This window comes from Filobacillus milosensis (assembly GCF_004402015.1).
GTDB classification, from domain to species: domain Bacteria; phylum Bacillota; class Bacilli; order Bacillales; family Alkalibacillaceae; genus Filobacillus; species Filobacillus milosensis.
In genome coordinates, this window is the sequence record NZ_SOPW01000011.1 from 24764 (window position 1) to 49373 (window position 24610).

Annotated in this window: 21 protein-coding genes; 20 read left to right on the forward strand and 1 reads right to left on the reverse strand. The window is 41.7% G+C overall.

The genetic code is table 11. The annotated features are described in order from the left end of the window. The first annotated feature begins 108 nt into the window (after positions 1 to 108). The 20 genes from E3U55_RS10880 to prmC all read left to right on the forward strand — a co-directional run bounded on the left by E3U55_RS10880 (position 109) and on the right by prmC (position 23609). Positions 109 to 1296: an acetyl-CoA C-acetyltransferase gene (locus tag E3U55_RS10880; protein ID WP_134340464.1), complete on the forward strand. Its 1188-nt coding sequence runs from the start codon at positions 109 to 111 to the stop codon at positions 1294 to 1296. Between the two features lie 427 nt (positions 1297 to 1723). Beyond that, positions 1724 to 2575 carry a 3-hydroxybutyryl-CoA dehydrogenase gene (locus E3U55_RS10885; RefSeq protein WP_134340465.1) on the forward strand — a complete coding sequence of 284 codons (852 nt, stop codon included), beginning with the start codon at positions 1724 to 1726 and terminating at the stop codon, positions 2573 to 2575. A gap of 14 nt (positions 2576 to 2589) precedes the next feature. Next, positions 2590 to 3729: an acyl-CoA dehydrogenase gene (locus E3U55_RS10890; protein WP_134340466.1), complete on the forward strand. Its 1140-nt coding sequence runs from the start codon at positions 2590 to 2592 to the stop codon at positions 3727 to 3729. Positions 3730 to 3741: 12 nt separating this feature from the next. Beyond that, positions 3742 to 4881 carry an acyl-CoA dehydrogenase gene (locus tag E3U55_RS10895; protein WP_134340467.1) on the forward strand — a complete coding sequence of 380 codons (1140 nt, stop codon included), beginning with the start codon at positions 3742 to 3744 and terminating at the stop codon, positions 4879 to 4881. 159 nt (positions 4882 to 5040) lie between these two features. After that, positions 5041 to 5985, forward strand: a complete 945-nt coding sequence (gene meaB, locus E3U55_RS10900; RefSeq protein ID WP_134340468.1) for a methylmalonyl Co-A mutase-associated GTPase MeaB — start codon at positions 5041 to 5043, stop codon at positions 5983 to 5985. After that, on the forward strand, positions 5978 to 6595 hold the full coding sequence (locus tag E3U55_RS10905; protein ID WP_134340469.1) for a TetR/AcrR family transcriptional regulator: 618 nt from the start codon (positions 5978 to 5980) through the stop codon (positions 6593 to 6595). Before meaB ends, E3U55_RS10905 begins: the two co-directional genes overlap by 8 nt. A gap of 14 nt (positions 6596 to 6609) precedes the next feature. Beyond that, on the forward strand, positions 6610 to 9834 hold the full coding sequence (gene icmF, locus E3U55_RS10910) for a fused isobutyryl-CoA mutase/GTPase IcmF (protein WP_134340470.1): 3225 nt from the start codon (positions 6610 to 6612) through the stop codon (positions 9832 to 9834). Between the two features lie 376 nt (positions 9835 to 10210). Then, entirely contained in the window at positions 10211 to 10684 is a 474-nt protein-coding gene (gene rpoE, locus E3U55_RS10915) for a DNA-directed RNA polymerase subunit delta (protein ID WP_134340471.1), read from the forward strand. Between the two features lie 397 nt (positions 10685 to 11081). Continuing rightward, positions 11082 to 12674, forward strand: coding sequence for a CTP synthase (locus tag E3U55_RS10920; RefSeq protein ID WP_134340472.1), 1593 nt, complete (start codon positions 11082 to 11084; stop codon positions 12672 to 12674). A 174-nt stretch (positions 12675 to 12848) separates the two neighbouring features. Beyond that, the gene (locus E3U55_RS10925; RefSeq protein WP_134340473.1) at positions 12849 to 13211 is read left to right on the forward strand and encodes a response regulator; all 363 of its coding nucleotides are present in this window, start codon (positions 12849 to 12851) and stop codon (positions 13209 to 13211) included. Positions 13212 to 13337: 126 nt separating this feature from the next. Then, positions 13338 to 14201, forward strand: coding sequence for a class II fructose-1,6-bisphosphate aldolase (gene fba, locus E3U55_RS10930; RefSeq protein ID WP_134340474.1), 864 nt, complete (start codon positions 13338 to 13340; stop codon positions 14199 to 14201). 90 nt (positions 14202 to 14291) lie between these two features. Further along, positions 14292 to 14939, forward strand: coding sequence for a fructose-6-phosphate aldolase (gene fsa / locus E3U55_RS10935; protein WP_134340475.1), 648 nt, complete (start codon positions 14292 to 14294; stop codon positions 14937 to 14939). Between the two features lie 75 nt (positions 14940 to 15014). Then, the gene (locus E3U55_RS10940) at positions 15015 to 16301 is read left to right on the forward strand and encodes a UDP-N-acetylglucosamine 1-carboxyvinyltransferase (RefSeq protein WP_134340476.1); all 1287 of its coding nucleotides are present in this window, start codon (positions 15015 to 15017) and stop codon (positions 16299 to 16301) included. A gap of 27 nt (positions 16302 to 16328) precedes the next feature. Beyond that, positions 16329 to 17303 (forward strand): class II fructose-bisphosphatase, encoded by a 975-nt coding sequence (glpX, locus tag E3U55_RS10945; protein ID WP_134340477.1) that lies wholly within the window; start codon positions 16329 to 16331, stop codon positions 17301 to 17303. Positions 17304 to 17647: 344 nt separating this feature from the next. Beyond that, positions 17648 to 18667, forward strand: a complete 1020-nt coding sequence (locus E3U55_RS10950; protein ID WP_134340478.1) for a nuclease-related domain-containing protein — start codon at positions 17648 to 17650, stop codon at positions 18665 to 18667. A 272-nt stretch (positions 18668 to 18939) separates the two neighbouring features. Then, the gene (rho, locus tag E3U55_RS10955; RefSeq protein WP_134340479.1) at positions 18940 to 20220 is read left to right on the forward strand and encodes a transcription termination factor Rho; all 1281 of its coding nucleotides are present in this window, start codon (positions 18940 to 18942) and stop codon (positions 20218 to 20220) included. 147 nt (positions 20221 to 20367) lie between these two features. Then, positions 20368 to 20613 carry a type B 50S ribosomal protein L31 gene (locus tag E3U55_RS10960; RefSeq protein ID WP_134340480.1) on the forward strand — a complete coding sequence of 82 codons (246 nt, stop codon included), beginning with the start codon at positions 20368 to 20370 and terminating at the stop codon, positions 20611 to 20613. A gap of 355 nt (positions 20614 to 20968) precedes the next feature. Further along, complete coding sequence (locus E3U55_RS10965; protein ID WP_134340538.1) at positions 20969 to 21589, forward strand: thymidine kinase; 621 nt, start codon at positions 20969 to 20971, stop codon at positions 21587 to 21589. 111 nt (positions 21590 to 21700) lie between these two features. Beyond that, complete coding sequence (prfA, locus tag E3U55_RS10970) at positions 21701 to 22771, forward strand: peptide chain release factor 1 (RefSeq protein ID WP_134340481.1); 1071 nt, start codon at positions 21701 to 21703, stop codon at positions 22769 to 22771. A 1-nt stretch (position 22772) separates the two neighbouring features. Further along, complete coding sequence (gene prmC, locus E3U55_RS10975; protein ID WP_134340482.1) at positions 22773 to 23609, forward strand: peptide chain release factor N(5)-glutamine methyltransferase; 837 nt, start codon at positions 22773 to 22775, stop codon at positions 23607 to 23609. Between the two features lie 360 nt (positions 23610 to 23969). Here prmC and E3U55_RS10980 read toward each other — a convergent pair whose 3' ends face one another. Continuing rightward, complete coding sequence (locus E3U55_RS10980; protein WP_134340483.1) at positions 23970 to 24512, reverse strand: GNAT family N-acetyltransferase; 543 nt, start codon at positions 24510 to 24512, stop codon at positions 23970 to 23972. Positions 24513 to 24610: the final 98 nt, after the last annotated feature.

Sequence of the window (24610 nt, forward strand, 5' to 3'; positions counted from 1 at the left end):
TTTACCTCACTTTATCAGAAAAATTCAACTTATTGAGCGAGCGTTCAGTCGGAAATATGTTATAATTATGTTAGCGTTTACAAAGACGAGAAAAAGGGAGGAATTACTGTGGGTAAAACAGTTATTGTAGCAGGTGCAAGAACGCCTTTCGGTAAATTTGGTGGAGGATTAGCTCCACTAACAGCAGCTCAATTAGGGGGCATTGCAATTAAAGAGGCGCTTAAGCGTGCGTCGGTTGAAGGTAAGGATGTACAAGAAGTAATCATGGGGACGGTTCTTCAAGGTGGTCAAGGACAGCTTCCTTCAAGACAAGCGATGCGTTATGCAGATATTCCTTGGGAGACAAAAACGGAAACGATTAATAAAGTATGTGCATCAGGTATGCGTAGTGTTGCTTTAGGCGACATGATGATTCGTTTAGGTGAAGAAGATACTATTGTTGCCGGTGGTATGGAAAGCATGAGTAATGCGCCATACTTCATGCCAAATGCTCGTTGGGGCATGCGTATGGGTGATAATAAAGTTGTAGATATGATGGTTCATGACGGTTTAACATGCTCATTTGAAAGTGTACACATGGGTACTTATGGTAATCGCACGGCTAACAAATTTGAGCTATCTCGTGAGGCTCAGGACAACTGGGCAGCAGCAAGTCATGAGCGCGCTCTTAAAGCGATTGAAGATGGAAAACTAGCAGAAGAAATCGTACCAGTTGAAGTACCTCAGCGTAAAGGTGATCCGGTAGTTGTTGATACGGATGAAGCACCTCGTGCAGGTACAACAGCTGAAAAACTTGCAAAACTTCGTCCGGCATTTGATAAAGATGGAACGATTACAGCAGGGAACGCACCAGGTGTGAATGACGGTGCAGCAGCAATGGTATTAATGTCTGAAAAAAAAGCTAAGTCGACAGGTCAAGAGCCGTTAGCTTACGTGATCGGTCACGAAGAAGTAGCTGTTGAGGCTGAACGCTTCCCAGAGACTCCTGGTATCGTGATTAATAAATTACTAGAAAAAACGGATTACAGCATTGATGATATCGATCTATTTGAAGTGAATGAAGCATTCGCGGCGGTATCTCTAGCGAGTGGGAAAATTGCTGGATTAGACCCAGAAAAAGTGAATGTGAACGGTGGTGCGGTAGCACTTGGTCACCCAATTGGAGCAAGTGGTGCGCGTATCGTGTTAACACTAGCTTACGAATTAAAACGACGTGGCGGCGGTATTGGTATTGCTTCTATTTGTTCAGGTGGCGGCCAAGGTGACGCACTATTAATCGAAGTACCGAAGCAGTAACAAACTGGCCCGCTCGCAGTCACGAAATTCTAGCACTCTAGCAGCTTTCGTTAGTGTTTTAGTAAGTGACATGTGAAGCGTGGAAGGTTAGTAGTTATTGGTAAGTGTTTGAAACTGATGAGACTCCTGCAGAAAAACGAGACAATTGAGACCCCGCAGGAAGGGTTCTACTTGAATAGACTTCTTTGAACCCTTGCGCCGAGGAAGCTTGCATCGAAGCGTTACTAGAAGACGCAGGCGCACATACGTAAGTGAAGTCCGAGGAGGCTCAATGCGAGTCTGCGGTCGGCTAAAGGCAGCCACGTCCTGTGGCCAACGCCGACACTTGAACGTCCTGTTCTTCGGAAAGCGAATCAATTACAAACACTATAACGAGCGTGAACTCAACCAATTTTTCAAATAAAAAGAAAAGAAGGGAAGGAATAACATGACAATCAAAAACGTAATGGTCATTGGAGCTGGACAAATGGGATCTGGTATCGCACAGGTTTTCGCCCAGTCAGGCTTCGATGTAAAACTTAACGATTTATCTGAAGAGGCTTTGCAAAAAGGTCTTGCACATATGGAAAAAATTCTGTCTCGTAACGTGGAAAAGGGCCGCATGACTGAAGATGAGAAAACGGCGACGCTTAACCGCGTGCAAACGACCTCATCATTAAACGATGCGAGTGATCGTGATTTAGTGATTGAAGCGGTTGTTGAGAACATGGACGTGAAAACGAAAGTCTTCCAGCAGCTTGATCAAATTACACCGAAACATGCGATTCTAGCTACGAACACGTCATCGCTACCAATTACGGATATTGCGGCGGTGACTGATCGTCCGGATCAAGTCATCGGGATGCACTTCATGAATCCGGTACCGGTGATGAAGCTTGTAGAGGTGATTCGTGCGATTCAGACGTCGGATGAAACGTATGCAACGATTGAAGAGGCGGCGAAAGCTTTAGGTAAGACGCCAGTTGAAGTAAACGACTATCCTGGTTTCGTTTCGAACCGTATTCTAATGCCGATGATTAACGAAGCAATCTACACAGTATACGAGGGTGTGGCTGAGCCAGAAGCGATTGATGAAGTGATGAAGCTCGGTATGAATCATCCGATGGGACCGTTGACGTTAGCTGATTTTATCGGCCTTGATACGTGCTTATACATTATGGAAGTGTTATATGAAGGGTTTGGCGACAGCAAGTATCGTCCGTGCCCGTTACTGAAGAAGTATGTAAGTGCTGGCTGGTTAGGTAAGAAATCTGGGCGCGGCTTTTACGTGTACGAATAAGGGGGAGCATCACGATGAACTTAAATTTTACTGAAGAGCAGGATATGATGCGTAAAATGGTGCGTGACTTTGCGCAGAATGAAGTAGCTCCTGCGGTTGAACGAATGGAAACTGAGGACCGTTTTCCTGAAGAATTGATTGGGAAAATGGGCGAGCTTGGTTTATTAGGAATTCCGGTGCCAGAAGAGTATGGTGGCGCTGGGATGGACTATGTGTCTTATATTATTGCGATTCATGAGCTGTCAAAAGTGAGCGCAACGTTAGGTGTCATATTATCTGTTCACACTTCGGTTGGGACATTCCCAATTTTACGATTTGGAACGGATGAGCAGAAAAAGCATTACATTCCGAAGTTGGCGTCTGGCGAGTACTTAGGTGCGTTTGCGTTAACTGAGCATGGTGCAGGTAGTGACGCAGGGTCGCTTAAAACACGTGCAGTTAAAGATGGCGATGAGTACGTGTTAAACGGCTCTAAAATTTTCATTACCAATGGCGGTTATGCGGATACGTATATTGTGTTTGCGAAAACTGATGCGGATGCTGGTAGTAGAGGCGTTTCGGCGTTTATTGTAGAAAAAGATACGCCTGGTTTTGAAGTTGGTAAGCCTGAAAAGAAAATGGGGCTTCATGGATCGGCGACTGTGCCTTTAACATTTGATAATTGTCGAGTACCGGTTGGGCAACTTCTTGGTCAAGAGGGCGAAGGGTACAAAATTGCGCTTGCGAACTTGAATATTGGCCGAATTGGTATTGGTGCTCAAGCATTAGGTATCGCTGAAGCTGCGCTTGATGCAGCAACAGGTTATGCGAAGGAGCGCGAACAGTTTGGTAAGCCGATTGCGCATAATCAGGGGATCTCGTTCAAGCTAGCGGATATGGCGACGACGGTTGAAGGATCGAAACTATTAATCTATAACGCAGCTTCTATGCATGAAGCGGGTGTGGATTGTGCGAAAGAAGCATCTATGGCAAAAAAGTTCGCGTCACAAACGGCGATGGATGTTTCGATTGAGGCTGTTCAAGTTTATGGCGGTTATGGTTATACGAAAGATTATCCGGTTGAGCGCTATATGCGAGATGCGAAGATTACTCAAATTTACGAAGGAACAACTGAAATTCAAAATCTAGTGATTAGTCGACAACTATTGAAATAGGGGGAACCAAACATGAATTTTCAATTAACAGAAGAACAAACGATGTTACGAAAAATGGTGCGTGACTTTGCGGAAAACGAAGTCGCACCGACAGCGGCAGAGCGTGATGAAGAAGAGCGTTTTGACCGTGTGATTTTTGACCAAATGGCGGAGTTAGGTCTGACAGGAATTCCTTGGCCTGAAGAGTATGGCGGGATTGGTTCGGACTTTGTCAGCTACGCGATTGCGGTTGAAGAGTTATCACGCGTATGTGCATCAACTGGTGTAACTTTATCAGCGCACATTTCACTAGCGAGCTGGCCGATTTATACTTACGGTAATGAAGATCAAAAGAAAAACTTCTTACAGCGTCTAGCAACTGGTGAAGCGCTTGGTGCTTATGCATTATCAGAGCCTGGCGCAGGAAGTGACGTAGCTTCGATGCGTACAACTGCGAAGGCAGATGGCGACGATTATATTTTAAATGGAAGCAAAGTATGGATCACAAACGGTGGCGTGGCTGATATATACGTTGTTTTCGCCAAAACGGATCATGATGCGAAACATAAAGGCATCTCAGCATTTATCGTTGAAAAAGGTACGGATGGATTCACATTCGGTAAAAAAGAGCAGAAGTTGGGAATCCGTTCGTCTCCTACGACAGAGCTAATTTTTGAAAACTGCCGTGTGCCGAAAGAAAACATGCTTGGTGCTGAAGGTGACGGATTCAAAATCGCGATGACGACACTTGATGGTGGGCGAAACGGTATCGCTGCTCAAGCAGTTGGTATTGCGCAAGGTGCGTTAGATGCGGCAACTGATTATGCGAAAGAGCGTGAACAGTTCGGTAAGCCGATCGCGAAGAATCAAGGTATTTCATTCAAGTTAGCTGACATGGCGACTCAGGTTGAAGCATCTCGTTTACTGACATACCAAGCAGCTTACAACGAGTCGGAAGGCCTGCCGTATCAAAAGGAATCAGCTATGGCTAAGTTATACGCTGGTGATACAGCGATGAAAGTAACGGTTGAAGCGGTTCAAGTTTACGGCGGTTACGGCTATACGAAAGACTACCCGGTTGAGCGTTTCATGCGTGATGCTAAAATCACTCAGATTTACGAAGGTACACAAGAAATACAGCGCTTAGTCATTGGGCGTATGGTGACGAAATAGGCAAATAAATTTTTGGAAGAGGCAAATATTTTTTCGAGATAGGCAAATAAATTTTGAAAAGAAGCAAATAAGTTGGCGAAAAAAGCAAATAAAGCCAGTGAATAAGCAAATAAATTCGGTATAGAGCCCAATAGAACCCACAGAAAGGATGAACTCGACATGGATCAACTGGCTGAACGCATTTCTAATCAGGATCAGCGAGCTCTAGCGCGAGCGATAACTCTCATTGAAAATGATCATCTAGAGAAGCTTAGCTTGATGAGTGAGCTCAACGCGCGTAAAAAACATGCACATTATATCGGAATTACCGGTTCGCCGGGTGCGGGGAAAAGTTCGCTTGTTGACCGTTTGATTACATTGTTGCGTGAAAAAGGCAAGACGGTTGCGGTCATCGCAGTTGATCCGACGAGCCCTTTTAGTGGCGGGGCACTCCTTGGCGACCGCGTTCGGATGCATAAGCATTTTACGGATCAGGAAGTTTTTATCCGAAGCATGGCGACGCGTGGCAGTCTCGGCGGTCTAGCGCGTGCGACGAAAGATGCGATTCGTGCGTGTGATGCGTATGGTTTTGATTATATTTTGGTTGAGACAGTCGGCGTGGGTCAGTCGGAGCTTGATATTATGAAGGTGGCAGATACGACAGCCGTGATGCTGACACCAAATAGCGGTGATATTTTACAAATATTTAAAGCTGGGATTATGGAGATTGCTGATCTTTTCATTTTAAATAAAGCAGATCTTCCAGGAGTCAAAAAGCTCAAGAATACGTTAAAAGATCTTATTCACATTGCTGGTCATCGAGGATTTGAGCCATTAATCTTAGAGACGAGTGTGAATGAGAATTTTGGTTTCGATGAGCTATTTGAATCGTTTCAAAAACACCGTAACTATCTCCTTGAAACTGAAGCAGGTCAATCGAAACGGAACGAGCAGCTGCAATACGAGGTTTATGAGTTGATTCAAGAGGCTCTTTGGAAAGATGTGCACCAGTTTATCGAAAAAGACCCGGTCAAAAAAGAAGAGCTCAAGCAAGTAGATGATCCTTATCATTTAGCTGAAAAATGGCTATCGGAATGGTACAAAGTAGGTGGAGCGGATGGTTAAACCCATTGACTCATCAATTAAAGATGAAAATTTGATTAAACAACGTCGTGAAGAACTGCAAAAAGGTGCGGTCTCGCTTTTTAAACAAAAAGGGTTTCACCGTGCGACAACTAGAGAAATCGCTAAAGCGGCTGGTTTTTCGATTGGGACGTTGTATGAATATATTCGAAAAAAAGAAGACGTCCTATTTTTAGTATGCGATGCGATTTATGATGAAGTAAAAGCACGTATGGAGTCTGTAATTAACATTCAGGAGTCCACGCGTGAAGCTCTCCATGAAGCGGTGAAATCTTATTTTCAATTGATGGATGATATGCAGGATGAAGTGCTCGTGCTTTATCAGGAGCTTAAAGCGTTACCGAAAGATGCGCAGGAGTATGTTTTAGGTAAGGAAAAAGAGATGCTCCAGCTCTTAGAGCGAGTGATTCAAGATAGCTATCCATCTTTGACTGAAAAAGAACTCAGCCTGATCTCGAATAATATTTTTATTCAGGGCCAGATGTGGGGCTTCAGACGTTGGATTTTACAAAAAGAATTTACATTAGAAGAATATACAGATTTACAATTTGAGTTATTACAAACACAGCTCGGCAAACGAGCCATTCAGTAGAGGAGGTTAAACTTATGCAACAACAGGAAACATACAAAGTCAAACACCCTGTTCGCTTTGTGACGGCGTCAAGTTTGTTTGATGGTCATGATGCATCCATTAATATCATGCGTCGAATTTTACAAGCAAGCGGTGCGGAAGTGATTCACCTTGGGCATAACCGTTCAGTAGAAGAAGTCGTGAGTGCTGCGATTCAAGAGGATGTGCAGGGGATTGCGATTTCGTCATATCAAGGCGGACACGTGGAATATTTTAAATACATGGTTGATTTATTAAATGAAAAAGGTGCCGGTCACATTCGCGTTTATGGTGGCGGTGGCGGGGTTATTTTACCTCGTGAGATTAAAGAGCTCCATGACCATGGTGTGGCGCGTATTTTCTCACCAGATGATGGTCGTGAAATCGGTCTACAAGGGATGATCAACAACATGTTAGAAGAATGTGATCACCCGACACCACTTGAATTAGAAACGGATGCGAAAAAAGCTAAAGATGGCGACTATCAAGCGATTGCGCGTCTGATTTCGCATGTGGAAAACGAAGATGTTTCAAGTGAAAAACTACAAGATCTACTAAAAATCACGCGTGAAGACGTACCTGTTTTAGGGATTACAGGAACAGGTGGTGCAGGTAAAAGTTCATTAACTGATGAGCTCGTGCGCCGTTTTGTAAACGAAGTGCCTGATAAGAAGATTGCGATTTTATCAGTTGACCCGACGAAGAAGAAAACAGGCGGGGCGCTACTTGGTGACCGTATTCGTATGAATGCGATTTTTAATGAACGAGTGTATATGCGTTCACTTGCAACTCGTCAGTCAAAAAGTGAGTTGTCACAGGCGATTCTAGATGCGATTCGCGTAGTGAAAGCGGCTGACTTTGACTTTATCGTGGTTGAAACGAGCGGGATCGGTCAAGGTGATGCTGAAATTACAGAAATCACAGATCTATCGATGTACGTGATGACAGCTGAATTCGGTGCACCGACACAGCTTGAGAAAATCGACATGATTGATTTTGCGGACTTTATCGTTATTAACAAGTTCGAACAAAAGGGTTCTGAAGATGCATTTCAACAAGTGCGCAAACAGTACAGCCGCAGTCGTATGCTGTTCCACGATGATCCGGAGACATTCCCAGTGTTCGGAACGATTGCATCTCAGTTCAATGACCCAGGAACGAACACATTATTTGCGTCGATCATTGAAACGGTAAATGACCGTTATGGTTGGAATGCTTCAGTACCGTTTGATACGAAAATTAAGATTGTTGAAAAGCAGAACTTAATTATCCCTCCTGAACGACGCCAATATTTACGCGATATTGTACAGACGGTTGAAGGGTATAAAGAAGATGCGAAGAAACAAAGTGACATTGCGCGTAAGCTTTATCAGCTAAAAGGAACTGAGGAAGAGCTTGGTGAAGTTGAAGAACTGAAGCAGCTCATCGAAAAGTACGAAAAAGAGCTTGAGCCAGACAACAAAGAAAAGCTTGAAAAATTTGATGAACTAAAAGAAACGTATACAAAGGATCAATTATCATACAAGGTTCGTGATAAAGAATTCACAGTGGACCTTAACACTGAAAGTTTATCAGGACTTAAAATTCCAAAAGTCGCGTTACCTAAATACCGCGACTGGGGCGATCGATTACACTGGATGCTCATGGAAAACGTGCCAGGTGCATTCCCATTCACTGCAGGGGTCTTCCCGTTCAAGCGTAAAGGTGAAGACCCAACACGCCAGTTTGCCGGTGAAGGAACGCCTGAGCGTACAAATCGCCGTTTCCATTATTTATCGAAAAATGAAGCGGCTAAGCGCTTAAGTACAGCGTTTGATTCAGTAACATTATATGGGGAAGACCCGGATGAACGTCCTGACATTTACGGAAAAGTTGGGGAGTCTGGTGTAAGTATTTGTACACTGGATGATATGAAAAAACTTTACGATGGTTTCGATTTAGTTGACCCGATGACATCCGTTTCGATGACGATTAACGGCCCAGCACCGATCATATTAGCGATGTACTTTAACACAGCAATTGATCAGCAGGTGGCGAAGTTTAAAGACGAAAATGGCCGCGAGCCAAACCGTGATGAATACGAACAAATCAAAACAGAAACGATTTCGGTTGTTCGTGGTACGGTTCAAGCAGATATCTTAAAAGAAGACCAAGGTCAGAATACGTGTATCTTCTCAACAGAATTTGCTTTACGTATGATGGGTGATATTCAAGAGTACTTCATCAATCAAGAAGTGCGTAATTATTACTCAGTTTCAATCTCTGGTTATCACATTGCTGAAGCAGGTGCGAACCCAATCAGTCAGTTGGCATTTACACTGGCAAACGGCTTTACGTATGTTGAATACTACTTAAGCCGTGGCATGGATATTAATAAGTTCGCACCAAACTTATCGTTCTTTTTCTCGAACGGACTAGATCCTGAGTATACGGTGATTGGCCGTGTCGCTCGCCGAATATGGTCAGTTGCAATGCGTGATAAGTATGGTGCAAACGAACGCAGTCAAAAGCTGAAATATCACATTCAAACTTCTGGCCGTTCCCTGCACGCACAAGAAGTGGACTTTAATGATATCCGTACGACGCTTCAAGCGTTAATTGCGATTCAGGACAACACGAACTCGCTTCATACGAATGCTTATGACGAAGCGATTACGACACCAACTGAAGAATCCGTTCGTCGTGCGATGGCGATTCAAATGATCATTAACAAAGAATTCGGCTTAACGAAGAACGAAAACTCACTACAAGGTTCATTCATTTTAGAAGAATTAACAGACCTTGTAGAAGAAGCCGTTCTTCAGGAGTTCGAACGCATCAATGATCGTGGTGGTGTATTAGGTGCAATGGAACGTCAATATCAGCGCGGTAAAATCCAGGAGGAATCACTTTACTATGAAGGTAAGAAACACTCTGGAGACTTACCAATCGTTGGGGTAAACACATACGTGAACCCTAACCCGCCATCAGAAGATGAGATCAACTCAATGGAAATTGCGCGTGCCTCTCAAGAGGAAAAACAACAACAGATTAAGAACCTGCGTGACTTCCAAGGTCGTAATAGTGACGAAACAGAAGCGGCACTTAAACGACTAAAAGAAGTTGCAGCTTCAAACGGTAATATTTTTGCTGAATTAATGGAGACTGTTAAAGTAGCAAGTCTTGGTCAAATCACAAACGCACTTTACGAAGTTGGCGGACAATACCGCAGAAATATGTAAGAAAGGAAGTCTTCGCGTTTTTTGCGCGAAGACTTTTTTCTTTGGTTATCACAACCGGACACAAATGTGTGTTTTCCGGAGTTATTTTTCTAGTTTCCGGACCCTGTTCACACATATCGAGGGTCGAAACTTGTCGAAACAACTTAATAAAAGCATTTTTCCGGACCTTTGTTGACGATATCCGGACTTTTAGAATAAAAATCAACAATTTTGTCTAGAATGAAACACGTCTATAAAAAAATAAAAAAATACTTGAATTGACTAACCATTGTGGTATTCTGTAAACTAGAAAAATAGCAATTATTTTGGTTTTAGAATCTAAGGCTTTCGCCAGTCAAAAATGGCGACACCTTTATTGGGTAAAGGAGTGCTGGAAGTGACGTTGGAAAATTATACGAAAGATCAGCTAAAAGAAGTTTCAATGGTTGAGATTGCCTATGACATTTTAGCCGAAGAAAAGAAAGCGATGAACTTCAATGAAGTATTCGACTTAATCGCAGAAGCGAAAGAATATACACAAGCACAAAAAGAAGAATTTATCGTGCAATTCTATACTGACTTAAACATCGATGGGCGTTTCATGTCTGTTGGTTCAAACATGTGGGGACTAAAAAAATGGTATCCATTTGACCAGCAAGAAGATGATACGATTTCATTTACAGAAGAAAAGCCTAAGAAGAAAAAGAAGAAGAAAAAGAAAAAAGAAGAGTTGGTTGAAGAAGAAGTTGAACCGGAATTAGTAGAAGATGATTTCGACAATGATATCGAAGAAGATGACGATGAAATATTCGATGATGACGTTGAAGACGATGATGATCTAGCTGAAGATGACGATGAGGAAGATTTATAAAGTTTCGCTTGACTTCCTTATGTTAAAACCTTAAGATTTTATGTGGGCTCTCAAAAAATCCAAAGCTCCCGACTTGGTTCGGGAGCTTTTTTTGTTTTTATAGCTCTGTATTAAATTGTGATATGTAAGAATGACTCTATAAGTTGAAAACTTTTTGTATCTTAAAATAGCACATTGATTGAGCGAAAGGCGGCGACTCCTGGTCGACTAACTACGGCCACGTCCTGTGGCCAACGTCGACACTTGAGCGTCCAGGTCTTCTATAGCGTCCGCCTGTAGCCGCAATTAATTACACTCAACTTTAACAGCGTCAAAAATAAAAATATTAATGCACTTATAAGGAAAACTATTTAAAAACTCCCCTAATAAATTACACATCAGAAAGGCAGGATATCAAATGACAAAATACATTTTCGTCACAGGTGGAGTGGTTTCATCTTTGGGAAAAGGAATCACTGCAGCATCATTAGGAAGACTACTTAAAAATCGCGGGTTAAATGTAACGATTCAAAAATTTGACCCTTATTTAAACGTGGACCCAGGTACAATGAGTCCTTATCAGCACGGTGAAGTATTCGTTACAGAAGACGGTGCAGAAACCGACCTGGACTTAGGACACTATGAGCGTTTTATCGATATTAATTTAAACAAATACAGCAATATCACAACAGGTAAAATCTATTCGTCAGTGATTCGTAAAGAACGCCGTGGAGATTACCTGGGTGGAACAGTGCAGGTTATCCCTCACATTACAAACGAAATCAAAAATAAAGTATTCCAAGCAGGAAAAGAAACAAACGCTGATGTCGTGATTACAGAAATCGGTGGTACAGTTGGGGATATCGAAAGCTTACCGTTCTTAGAAGCGATTCGTCAGCTGAAAAGTGACCTTGGCCGTGAGAATGTCATGTACATTCACTGTACACTCGTTCCTTATATTAAAGCAGCAGGTGAATTAAAAACAAAACCAACCCAGCACTCGGTTAAAGAGCTGCGTTCATTGGGTATTCAACCAGATGTGATAGTGTTAAGAACTGAAATGGCGATCAGCAAAGATATGAAAGAAAAAATTGCTTTGTTCTGTGATATAAACGAAAACGCGGTTATTGAAGCGCGTGATTGTGACGTTTTATATGAAGTGGCACTTGAAATGCAAAATCAAGGTCTTGATCAATTAGCATGTGACCACTTCCACATTAATTGCCAGGATGCCAATATGGAAGAATGGGACGAGCTTATTAATCAAGTGAAAAACCTTTCTAAAACAACAACAATTGCATTAGTAGGTAAGTATGTAGCTTTACAAGATGCTTACATTTCAGTTGTTGAAGCATTAAAACATGCTGGTTTTGCTCACGATGCTGATGTTAATGTAAAATGGGTGAGTTCTGAGGAGTTAAATGAACATAACGCTGAAGATATTTTAGGCGATGTTGATGGGATTTTAGTTCCGGGAGGATTCGGTGACCGTGCGATTGAAGGAAAAATTGCGGCGATTACCTTTGCAAGAGAAAACAAGATTCCATTCTTAGGCATTTGTCTTGGCATGCAGCTTGCGACAGTTGAATTTGCCCGTAACGTATTGGGTCTGGAAGGTGCTCATTCGGCAGAAATTAATCCAACAACTCCACATCCAATTATTGACCTTTTACCAGAACAAAAGGATGTTGAGGACCTTGGTGGTACACTTCGCCTTGGCGTATATGCTTGCCGTTTACAAGAGGGTACGAAAGCACACGAAGCTTATGGAGATGAGGTTGTTTATGAACGACACCGCCATCGTTATGAATTCAACAATGAATATCGTCAACAAATGGAAGAGCAAGGCTTTGTATTCTCAGGAAAAAGCCCTGATGATCGCTTAATCGAAATCATTGAACTTACAGATCATCCGTGGTTTGTAGCGTCGCAGTTCCACCCTGAGTTCAAGTCACGACCAACGCGTCCGCAGCCATTATTTAGAGATTTTATTGGTCATAGCATTAAGTAAAAATATTAAGTGATCGAGACTTCCCATTTTCATCAACAACTTACATGAATGGACACAAAAGAGGAAAATTTTTCACATTCGACAAAATATCCGATTGATTAACTCCCTTAATTTGTTAGAGTTAGAGTAGACGACTTATAAAGAACAAGTCAGACAGGAGAGGGGGGGAAGGATATGGGTGAGGTGTTTGTTGTAGATGATGAGGTGGGGATCCGGTTGTTACTTTCCGAAATTATTGGACAGGAAGATTTTAAAGTCACAATGTTTGATAACTCGGAAAATGCTTTAAAGCGAGCAATTAATGAACCGCCACAATTAATTTTTCTAGATTATTTAATTCAACCGATTCGTGGTGATCATGTAGTTGAAAAGTTGAAAGAAGCTTCACTTGATATTCCTGTTGTGCTCATCAGCGGTATGGCTAAGGAAGAAATTGAGTCAAACTTAGGGGAGAATATGGTTTATCAAGTTCTAGAAAAACCATTTACGGTGGATCAAGTTAAAGACATTTTAAATGACGTTAAAGTACAACAATAGATTTTAAAAATCACTGTTCATCATGAGCAGTGATTTTTTACTTTTAATGACAGAGACAGTTGCGAATTCTAATGCCACTTGGTATCCTTATAATAGGTGTGAATTCGACTAAAGGAGGAACCATTAGTGCCATTAGTATCAATGACAGAAATGCTCAACAAAGGTAAAGATGAAGGCTATGCTGTTGGGCAATTTAATTTAAACAACTTAGAATATGTACAAGCCATTTTACAAGCGGCTGAAGAAGAGCAATCTCCAGTAATAATCGGTGTTTCTGAAGGAGCAGCGAAATATTGTGGAGGTTTTAAGGTAACAGTAGCGATCGTTAAGTCGTTAATGGAAGCATATAACACAACAGTACCAGTGGCTATTCATTTAGATCATGGTTCTAGTTTTGAAAAGTGTGCAGAAGCGATTCATGCTGGATTCACATCAGTTATGATTGACGGTTCTCATTTTCCATTAGAAGAGAATATCGCATTAACTAAAAAAGTTGTAGAACTTGCTCATATTCACGGAGTTTCTGTAGAAGCAGAATTAGGCCGAATTGGTGGGCAGGAAGATGATATCATTGTTGATGATGCAGAAGCAGCGTATGCGATTCCATCTGAATGTGATCAGTTAGTTCGTGAAACAGGTGTTGATTGCTTTGCGCCGGCACTAGGTTCTGTTCATGGTCCTTATAAAGGGGAACCCAACTTAGGTTTTGATCGCATGGAAGAAGTTCAACAACTAACCGGTTTGCCATTAGTACTTCATGGTGGAACAGGTATCCCAACAAAAGATATTCAACGTGCCATTTCTTTAGGTACGGCAAAAATTAATGTTAATACTGAAAGCCAAATCGCACAAGCGAAAGTCGTGCGTGAAGTTTTAAATGAAAAGCCGGACTTATATGATCCGCGTAAGTATTTAGGACCAGGTCGCGATAAAATTAAGGAAACAGTCATGGGTAAAATGCGCGAATTTGGTTCTTCGCAAAAAGCATAATTAAAGATAGAAGTGGCTAATCCATTGCTAGTTGGGTTGGCCTTTTCGTGTATATTGTAGCCAGAATTATACAATTAGGAGGAAAAATTTATGAATTTTTTTATTGATACGGCGAATATTGATGAGATTAAAGAGGCTCATAGCCTTGGAATTTTAGCTGGGGTTACAACAAACCCTTCATTAGTGGCGAAAGAAAACGTATCATTCCATGATCGTTTGAAAGAAATTACATCAGTGGTAAAAGAAGGTTCAGTAAGTGCTGAAGTTATTTCTGAAGACGCTGAAGGGATGTTAAAAGAAGCTGCACAATTAGTGGAGATTGCACCTAATATTACAATTAAGCTTCCAATGACTCTAGAAGGGCTTAAAGCTTGTAAGCAACTAACTGATCAAGGTGTTAAAACAAATGTAACGCTTATCTTCTCAGCAAACCAAGCATTATTAGCGGCGCGTGCTGGAGCAACTTATGTATCACCATTCTTAGGCCGTCTAGATGATATTGGTCAAAATGGCATGAATTTAATTGCTGAGATCGCTGAAATTTTCGACCGTCATGGTATTGAATCACAAATTATTGCAGCAAGTGTACGTCACCCGATGCACGTTCATGAAGCGGCATTACACGGTGCACACATTGCAACGATTCCGATGAAAGTCATCAAACAGTTAGTGCGACACCCTTTAACAGATAAAGGTATCGAGAAGTTCCTAGCTGATTGGGAAGAAGCGAACAAGTAAGATTGGATTTTAAAGCATGATTTCAGACGTTTTTCACATAATAAAGATAGACTAATTTAAGAGGAGTATTACTAAATGGAAAAATTACTCATCGAAGGTGGACACAATTTACGTGGCGAAGTTCGTGTAAGTGGAGCTAAAAATAGTGCAGTTGCCCTACTCCCGGCAACGATTTTAGCTGAAGGCGAAGTGACGTTAGAAGGTCTTCCAGATATCTCTGACATTCAAATACTGAAAGACCTGCTGTCAGATATCGGGGGTAAAGTTGAGCAGAACGGTGAAGATGTAACGATCGACTCATCAAATATGGTATCAATGCCATTACCTAATGGTCGTGTGAAGAAGTTAAGAGCGTCATATTATTTTATGGGCGCTATGCTTGGACGTTTTAAGAAAGCCGTTATTGGTATGCCAGGCGGTTGTAACTTAGGCCCGCGTCCGATTGACCAGCACATCAAAGGTTTTGAAGCATTAGGTGCACAAGTGACAAACGAGCAAGGCGCAATTTATTTGCGTGCAGAAGAATTAACAGGAGCAAAAATTTATCTTGATGTCGTTAGTGTGGGCGCAACGATCAATATTATGCTTGCAGCTGTTCGTGCAAAAGGAAAAACGGTTATTGAAAATGCAGCCAAAGAACCCGAAATCATCGATGTAGCTACCTTGTTGAACAGCATGGGCGCGAATATTAAAGGTGCCGGTACTGATGTTATCCGTATTGAAGGTGTCGATCATCTTTCTGGATGTCAGCACACCATCATTCCTGACCGAATCGAAGCTGGAACTTATACGATTATCGCAGCTTCAATGGGGCGGGAGGTTGTCATAGATAATGTCATTCCAATTCACTTAGAATCGCTGACGGCGAAGCTTCGTGAAATGGGAGTTAAAATTGTTGAAGATGACGATCGTTTAATTGTAACGACCGACCAAACATTATCTAGTGTGGATATAAAGACGCTTGTTTATCCAGGTTTTCCAACAGACCTGCAGCAGCCGTTTACAGCGCTTTTAACTCAGGCAACTGGAACGAGCATCGTGACGGATACCATTTATTCAGCACGCTTTAAGCATGTTGATGAGCTCCGTCGAATGAATGCAAAAATTAAAGTCGAAGGAAGCGCAGCAGTCATCACGGGACCTGCAGATTTAGAAGGTGCAAAAGTTCGTGCAACTGATTTACGAGCTGGTGCATCGCTAGTCGTTGCCGGGTTAATGGCAAACGGCGTAACAGAAATTGTAGGTGTCGAGCACATTGACCGTGGTTATGCGCATTTAATGGATAAATTGAAAAACTTAGGTGCAAAGGTTTGGCGTGAAGATTTAACAGAAGAAGAAGTTAAACAATATCAGAATTCTTAGGTGACACTAGGGGAGGAGCATTGAACAATGGAAAGAAGTTTATCAATGGAAGTCGTCCGAGTTACTGAAGCGGCAGCACTTGCTTCAGCACGTTGGATGGGACGTGGGGAAAAAGAAGAGGCAGATAATGCGGCAACAGAAGCAATGCGTACAGTTTTTGATACGATTCCAATGAACGGTCGTGTCGTAATCGGGGAAGGTGAACGAGACGAAGCTCCGATGCTTTACATAGGTGAAGAGTTGGGGAATGATCGTGAAAACGGTCCGAGCGTTGACATTGCAGTTGACCCTGTCGAAGGAACGAACATCGTGGCTGAAGGTTCATGGAACGCTTTAGCTGTTGTAGCAATAGCTGATCGTGGAAAAATGCTCCACGCACCAGACATGTACATGCAGAAAATCGCTGTCGGCCCTGAAGCAGTTGGTAAGATTGACATTGACGCTTCTGTTACAGACAACTTAAAAGCAGTTGCCGAGGCGAAGGGTAAAGATGTTGAAGACGTAGTAGCGGTTGTATTGAATCGCCCACGTCACCAAGAAATCATTGATGAAATTCGTGCGGCTGGTGCCCGTATTAAGTTAATTCCTGAAGGCGACGTTGCCGGTGCGATTAACACAGCGTTCGACCATACTGGTGTTGATATCCTGTTTGGAGAAGGCGGCGCACCTGAAGGCGTTCTAGCTGCGGTTGGATTGAAATGTCTAGGCGGCGAACTTCAAGGACGCTTAATGCCTAAGAACGATGAACAAATTGCACGCTGTCACAAAATGGGGATTGAAGACGTTAATAAAGTCTTAACGATGGACGACCTATGCGGCGGCGATGACGCGATCTTCGCAGCCACCGGAATCACAGACGGCGAGCTATTAAAAGGCGTTCAATTCAAAGGCAACAAAGCAACCACAGAAACCATCGTTATGCGAGCAAAATCAGGCACCGTCCGCTTTATCGACGGCAAACACAGCCTAAAACAAAAACCAAACTTAGTGTTTACGGATTAATTATAGGAAAACAGGCGCTGGAGAAGCGCCTGTTTTTTTTTAATGGTGCCGGAACTTTGATTAAAATGTCCGGAAAACCAATTATAAGCTCCGGAAAAAAGATCATTTTAAGGTTTATCGACAAGATTCGACCAGCTAAACTTTTTAAAAACCTCCGGAAAGCGTAAAAATTTGTCCGGAAAATTATACTCTAATTTTAAAAACAGTGAAATTTCATAAAAGATTGTTGAGAAATTTTATTGAAAATCCCATTTTCAACTAGTGATACGACTATTTTCTGCTGTTTTACAATTCTTAGGTTTTAAGGTATCTATAAAGTATCATAATTGAAAGATGGTGAAACTATGGGGCAATCATTAGAAGTACCAATATCTCTTCTGCGAACAATTGCTTTTAACTTTAACATGGACGCCAATCATATTAACCAACAATCAATCAAACAAGACCTTGCTAAATATATATCAGGCTATAGAGGGGAAAAGTCAATTAAGTATTTTATGTACAATATTATTAATAAAAACTATAAAGTGTTTCATAACGCTAGACTATTTACAAAAGGTCAAAATTTTGAAATCGATGTTTTAATGATTACTGACCAATTCTTATCGATAATAGATGTGAAAAATACTAGTGGAAACATTCGATTTGATCATGAATTTGGAGCCATGTATCAGAAATATCAAGGTAAAGAAAAGGTCTATCAAGATCCTATTGAACAAGTAAATCGACATAAACGCTTACTTGAAATTTGGTTAAATGAGCGCGGTTACAAGATACCTATAGAAACCTTGGTTTGTTTTGTTAATAAGCATGCGATACTTGAACGCGGTCAAAGCCCAGTAGATCCAAGAATAATATACGGTTATAAGCTAGCTCAAAAATATAAAGAGTTACAAGAGAAATATCAAAACCATCCTTCAAAAATACTAACAAATAAATTAATCAATCAATTGACTGAAGAAAGTAATCCATTGGACCAAGAACTTTTCAAAAAGTACGGTATGAATAAGGAAGACTTTAAACCTGGAGTGATCTGCTCTCAATGTTTAAAGAAGACGGTTAAACGTCAAAGGCACCATTGGATTTGCGCTGAATGTGGGTTTACCGATCATGAAGCACCTATTCGAGCGCTAAAAGACTACTTTCTTATATTTGGACCCAAAATTACGAATGAACAAGCTCGCCAATGGCTCAACGAAAATAATGCAGATTATGTAAAAAGACTGTTAGATAAGTGGTCGGTTAGAAAAGAGGGTACTGGACGCAGTTTAGTATATTATTTAGACTTCGATTATCAAACTGACTTTGAATATCTATTGAATTATCTTGAAAAACACTTCAAACGTCCGGAAAACAAATTCTAAACTCCGGAAAGAGGCCGTCTTTAAGGGGTTTCGACAAGGTTCGATCTGCTAATCCATCCAAGAACCTCCGGAAAGCCGAAAAATTTGTCCGGAAAGTTAACAAAATCAACCTACCCACCACAAATTCCAAATCCTCACTTGTATCTCTCCACAAAAAAGGATAGAATGAAGGGGTAAGCCAACCTCAGTTTCCTTTTCTCACTTCATGAGACATTCCAATTTTAATCCAAAAATTCAAAAAGAAAACAAATAAATAAAAGAGTGGTGTTTTTGTGGCTGGACAAACGTTAACAATTGCGGAATTAGAAACAAAGACGTTGAAGGAGTTATATGCTCTTGCGCGTGATTTTGGTGTTTCTTATTATGCAAAATTAAATAAAAAAGAATTGATTTTTGCGATCTTAAAAGCGCAGGCTGAAAAAGACGGCAAAATGTTCGTCGATGGTGTATTAGAAATTATCCCGAATGAAGGGTTTGGATTTTTACGCCCGATTAACTATGCGCCGAGCCCTGAGGATATTTACATATCGGCATCTCAGATTCGCCGATTTGACTTAAGAAATGGTGACTTGGTCTCAGGTAAAGCACGCCCGCCGAAAGAAAACGAGCGTTACTTCGGGCTTCTACACGTAGATGCTGTAAACGGTGACGATCCGGAAAGCGCCAAGGAACGTATTCACTTCCCTGGTCTAACGGCACTTTACCCTGATCGTAAAATGACATTAGAAACGAAAAGTAATATGCTATCAACGCGGATCATTGATATGATGTCACCGGTGGGTTTTGGTCAGCGTGGTCTTGTTGTTGCGCCTCCAAAAGCAGGTAAAACAACTGTACTTAAAGAGGTCGCGAATAGCATTACTGAAAATCACCCTGACACAAAGCTGATCATCCTATTAATCGATGAGCGTCCGGAAGAAGTAACGGACATCGAACGTTCAGTTGCCGATGATGTTGACGTAGTCAGTTCGACTTTCGATGAAGTACCGGAAAACCATATCAAAGTGTCTGAACTTGTATTAGAGCGTGCGATGCGCCTTGTTGAGCACAAGCAAGATGTTGTGATTCTTTTAGATTCAATCACACGACTAGCGCGTGCATACAACTTAGTTATCCCGCCAAGCGGCCGTACATTATCAGGTGGTATCGACCCGGCGTCATTCCACCGTCCGAAACGATTCTTCGGTGCGGCTCGTAACATTGAAGAAGGTGGAAGCTTAACGGTACTTGCAACGGCATTAGTTGATACAGGCTCACGTATGGATGACGTGATATATGAAGAGTTCAAAGGTACGGGTAACATGGAGCTTCACTTGGATCGTCATTTAGCGAACCGCCGAATCTTCCCAGCAATCGATGTACTGAAATCCGGTACACGAAAAGAAGAACTTTTACTACCAAAAGAACAGCTGGATAAAATGTGGGCAATCCGCAAAACGATGCAGGATCAAAATGATTTCTTAGAACGCTTCTTACGTCGTTTAAGACAATCGAAAACGAACACAGAATTTTTCAAAGTCATGGATGATGAGATGAAAGGCGGCCGCAAGTAATACGCAAGATTCCGTTTAGAAAAACTTCTTGCAAAAACTTGTGTCAGTTGATATAATCTCTCTGTATGAAAAGAAAGTGCTCCCGTCAACGGACGGTGAAATTAACTCTGTTTCCACAGGATTCAGGGCAAGAAGGAGAGTAATAACATGAAACAAAACACCCATCCAGAATACCGTAGTGTTGTATTCTTAGACACAAGCTCTGATTTCAAATTCTTAACTGGTTCTACTTTAGAATCTGAAGAAACAATCGAATGGGAAGACGGTAACACGTACCCATTAATCCGTGTTGAAATCAGTTCAGCTTCTCACCCGTTCTACACAGGTAAGCAAAAAGCTGACAAAGTTGGTGGCCGTGTAGACCGATTCAAGAAGAAATACAACCTTAACTAATTTAGGATGTTTTAAAAATGAGGCTGGCCGTTCACACCCGCTGAACACCATCGTAATCGTTATAATAAGATATAACCTTACTATTGGTGGCTCAGGGTGTGCGGTCAGCTTTTTTAATTTAATAAAAATTTGAATTAATATTGATTGAAATCCGCAAAATCTCCAATGAAAAATGTTGAGTGGAAAAACCTAAAGTCGCTAGCGCGAGGAAGCACAACACTCGTAAGATATAGCGGAGCGGTTTTCGAAATGTATATTAAGTTTCAAGGGAAAATAGTACATATGACCCTTCAAGATTTTGCTATAATAACGAAATAGATGATAGACCATATAAAAAGAAGAGGTGCCGTTCATGATGTATGTGATGGAACACAAAGGCTGGTTAGAAGTCATTTGTGGAAGCATGTTTTCAGGGAAGTCAGAAGAACTCATTCGTCGAGTACGCCGTGCCACTTACGGTAACCAAAAGGTACTCGTTTTTAAACCAGCATTGGACAACCGTTATGACGATGAATCGGTCGTATCACATAGTGGAGATTCCGTTTTAGCTCGCCCAATTGAGCATTCAAGCGATATTGAACAGTACATTACAGAAGATATTGACATCGTAGGAATTGATGAAGCTCAATTTTTTGACGAAGACATTGTAACTGTTGCTCAAAACTTAGCGGACCGAGGTATTCGTGTGATTGCTGCGGGACTTGATCAGGATTTTCGTGGAGAGCCATTTGGACCGATGCCTCCTTTAATGGCATTTAGTGAGAATGTCACGAAATTAAACGCAATCTGCCCAGTATGCGGCTCGCCGGCAAGCAGAACACAGCGATTAATCGATGGCGAACCAGCGTCGTATGATGACCCAATTATTTTAGTTGGCGCTTCAGAGTCTTACGAGCCACGTTGCCGTCATCACCATGAAGTACCTAACCATCCCCGTTCAACAAAGCGTGTTTATACCGAACGTGCAAGTTATTAATTTAAAAATGAAAGCTTAAATGCTGGAGCATTTAAGCTTTTTTCATATGAATTCAAGATTTGTGATATGATATAATGTGGAGTATGACAGATAAAGCAGAGGTGTACGTGAATGTTTGATAAACTACAACATATTGAAGACCGTTATAACAAATTAACGGAGCTGTTGATGGACCCAGAAGTCATCAACGATTCAAATAAATTACGCGAGTATTCAAAAGAACAATCTGACTTAATAGAGGTTGTTGAAAAATACCGCCGTTATAAAGAAGTTAAAGAATCCATTGAAGATGCAAAAGCCATTTTAGAAGATGAATCTGACAATGATTTACGCGAAATGGCACGTGAAGAATTAGAAGAGCTTGAGCCGGAAATGAGCGAGCTTGAACAAGAGATGAAGCTTTTATTAATTCCAAAAGATCCAAACGACGAAAAGAACGTTATTTTCGAAATTCGTGGAGCTGCTGGTGGAGAGGAAGCGGCATTATTCGCTGCAAACTTATACCGTATGTATTCGCGTTATGCTGAAAGCCAAGGCTGGAAAACTGAAGTTATTGAGTACCACGAAGCAGACATGGGTGGTTACAAAGAAATCATCTTCATGATCAACGGTCGAGGTGCTTACTCAAAACTGAAGTACGAAAATGGTGCGCACCGTGTGCAACGTGTCCCTGAAACAGAATCAGGTGGACGTATCCATACGTCGACTGCAACCGTAGCCGTTTTACCTGAAGCAGAAGAAGTTGAAGTCGATATTAATGAAAAAGATATCCGTGTTGACACATTCGCATCATCAGGTCCTGGTGGGCAGAGTGTAAATACGACGATGTCAGCCGTTCGTTTAACACACGAACCTACAGGCGTTGTCGTGTCGTGTCAGGATGAAAAATCACAGATTAAAAACAAAGAAAAAGCGATGAAAGTACTACGTGCACGTGTTTATGAAAAGTTCCAAAAAGAAGCACAGGCCGAGTACGATGAAAACCGTAAGTCAGCGGTAGGTACAGGTGACCGTTCTGAGCGAATCCGTACGTATAACTATCCACAGAGCCGTGTGACAGACCACCGTATCGGTCTAACGATTAACAAACTAGACCAAATCATGGAAGGTAAACTTGAAGAAGTCATCGATGCCTTAATCATTGAAGAGCAAACGAAGAAACTTGAAGAAGTCGGTGAATAATGTGAGTAAGACTGTAAAAGAGGCCCGTGTCTGGGCTTCTTCTTTTTTAAAAAAACATAATCGAGAACCACGCGTCGCTGATTTGATGCTTCAACATTTGTTGGATGTTGGTTTGGCAGACTTTTTGTTGATACAGCGGGAAAAGTTGAGTGACGAAGTGTGGACTCAGTTTGAAGGCTGGATCGTTGAGCACGCTGAATCAGGCAAGCCTCTTGAGCATTTCACAGGCGTGGCGTCGTTTTACGGGCTTGAGTTTTTAGTGGATAAAAATGTGCTAATCCCACGCCCTGAAACAGAGGAGCTCATTGAAGCCGTACGCCCATGGGTTCGTGATGGCGACACTGTGGTTGATGTGGGAACCGGAAGCGGGATTATAGCAGTAACCTTGAAAAAAGTGCTGCCATCTACACGTGTGCTGGCAACGGATATTAGTCGTGCGGCATTGGAAGCCGCTTCACGTAATGCGCAGCGACACGAAACAGAAGTGGAATTTTTAGAAGGCAGTTTTTTAAAGCCTGTACTTGGCCAAGTGTCACCAGACATCATCGTCTCGAATCCACCGTACATTCCAGAGCGTGAGCGTGTAGCCTTATCAGAGACCGTGATGCACGACCCAGAGTCAGCGTTATTTGCGGATGAAAATGGCCTTGCAGCCTATCGAGCCATTGTTAATCAGGTCATGCAGTTTGCGAAGTTACCGAGATTAGTCGCCTTCGAAATCGGCCACGATCAAGGCGAAAGCGTGCCGAATATAATTCTCGAGGTATGTCCGAAAGCTAATATTGAAGTTATTAAAGACATCAACGGCAAAAACCGCATCCTATTATGGAAAAATTAGAATGAAGCCCTGCTCAAATTAAGAGAGCAGGGCTATATTTTTGGTTTAATGAAGTAAATGACACGATTAATGAAGTTCAGATTCGTATTAATGGAGTTGTCCCCCGGATTAATCAAGTGGGGTTCTTTATTAATGGAGTTGTCGAGCGGAATAACGCAGTTTTCTTAAGAATTAAACGCATGCGCTTCCATTTGTATTTATATGAAGTTGATGCATCGAATAATGAAGTTAAAGCTCTTTTTAATGAAGTTTCCCAACATATTAATAGAGTTAAGTTCCAAATTAATGGAGTTGCCCTCCAGATTAATGAAATTTTCCAATAAATAAAGAGCCCTGCCAACCAAAAGGACTCTCCACCTATTATTTCTTCCATTCATTTTTCAGCATGCCATAAACGATATGATCCACATAATGGTCATAGAGCCATTCAGCACAACGAATTCTGCCTTCTTGAGTAAACCCTAGTCGCTCAGGTACACCACGGCTCGCCGAATTCCCCTCAGCCGCACGAATATCAACTTTATTCATGCCAAGCTCACCAATCGCGTAATCAGTTAACGCCCCGGCCGCGCGGGTCATAATCCCTTTTCCAGTAAACCCTTCACCAAGCCAGTACCCAATATAAGCGATTTTATTAGTCCAGTCCAATTCATTAAAACCTGCGACACCGCAAATCTCACCGCGATATAGCACAACACAGTTCAGCCCTTTATCTTCTGCGTACATTTTTTTACTCATTTTAATATAGTCTTTCGTGTGCGTTACCTCCGTCGTTTTATCGATCCAAGGCAGCCAAGCACGCAAATGGTCACGAGACCCATCCGTTAACTGAAAAAGTTCCTCTGCATCGCTGTGATTCACCAGCTTCAACGAAAGCTCTTCATCAATTTTGTACACAAACATAATAACTCCCCCTTATTAAGTTTTAAAATATATCATACCATTCCTTTCCAAAAACTCAACCAACTTTTCTACAAATTCATGTATAAAATCTATTAACT

Excerpts from the sequence above, each read along its gene's own strand:
- E3U55_RS10885 (WP_134340465.1), top strand. The coding sequence starts at position 1,724 with ATGACAATCAAAAACGTAATGGTCATTGGAGCTGGACAAATGGGATCT.
- E3U55_RS10890 (WP_134340466.1), top strand. The coding sequence starts at position 2,590 with ATGAACTTAAATTTTACTGAAGAGCAGGATATGATGCGTAAAATGGTG.
- E3U55_RS10895 (WP_134340467.1), top strand. The coding sequence starts at position 3,742 with ATGAATTTTCAATTAACAGAAGAACAAACGATGTTACGAAAAATGGTG.
- meaB (WP_134340468.1), top strand. The coding sequence starts at position 5,041 with ATGGATCAACTGGCTGAACGCATTTCTAATCAGGATCAGCGAGCTCTA.
- E3U55_RS10905 (WP_134340469.1), top strand. The coding sequence starts at position 5,978 with ATGGTTAAACCCATTGACTCATCAATTAAAGATGAAAATTTGATTAAA.
- icmF (WP_134340470.1), top strand. The coding sequence starts at position 6,610 with ATGCAACAACAGGAAACATACAAAGTCAAACACCCTGTTCGCTTTGTG.
- E3U55_RS10920 (WP_134340472.1), top strand. The coding sequence starts at position 11,082 with ATGACAAAATACATTTTCGTCACAGGTGGAGTGGTTTCATCTTTGGGA.
- E3U55_RS10925 (WP_134340473.1), top strand. The coding sequence starts at position 12,849 with ATGGGTGAGGTGTTTGTTGTAGATGATGAGGTGGGGATCCGGTTGTTA.
- fsa (WP_134340475.1), top strand. The coding sequence starts at position 14,292 with ATGAATTTTTTTATTGATACGGCGAATATTGATGAGATTAAAGAGGCT.
- E3U55_RS10940 (WP_134340476.1), top strand. The coding sequence starts at position 15,015 with ATGGAAAAATTACTCATCGAAGGTGGACACAATTTACGTGGCGAAGTT.
- glpX (WP_134340477.1), top strand. The coding sequence starts at position 16,329 with ATGGAAAGAAGTTTATCAATGGAAGTCGTCCGAGTTACTGAAGCGGCA.
- E3U55_RS10950 (WP_134340478.1), top strand. The coding sequence starts at position 17,648 with ATGGGGCAATCATTAGAAGTACCAATATCTCTTCTGCGAACAATTGCT.
- E3U55_RS10960 (WP_134340480.1), top strand. The coding sequence starts at position 20,368 with ATGAAACAAAACACCCATCCAGAATACCGTAGTGTTGTATTCTTAGAC.
- E3U55_RS10965 (WP_134340538.1), top strand. The coding sequence starts at position 20,969 with ATGTATGTGATGGAACACAAAGGCTGGTTAGAAGTCATTTGTGGAAGC.
- prfA (WP_134340481.1), top strand. The coding sequence starts at position 21,701 with ATGTTTGATAAACTACAACATATTGAAGACCGTTATAACAAATTAACG.
- E3U55_RS10980 (WP_134340483.1), bottom strand. The coding sequence starts at position 24,512 with ATGTTTGTGTACAAAATTGATGAAGAGCTTTCGTTGAAGCTGGTGAAT.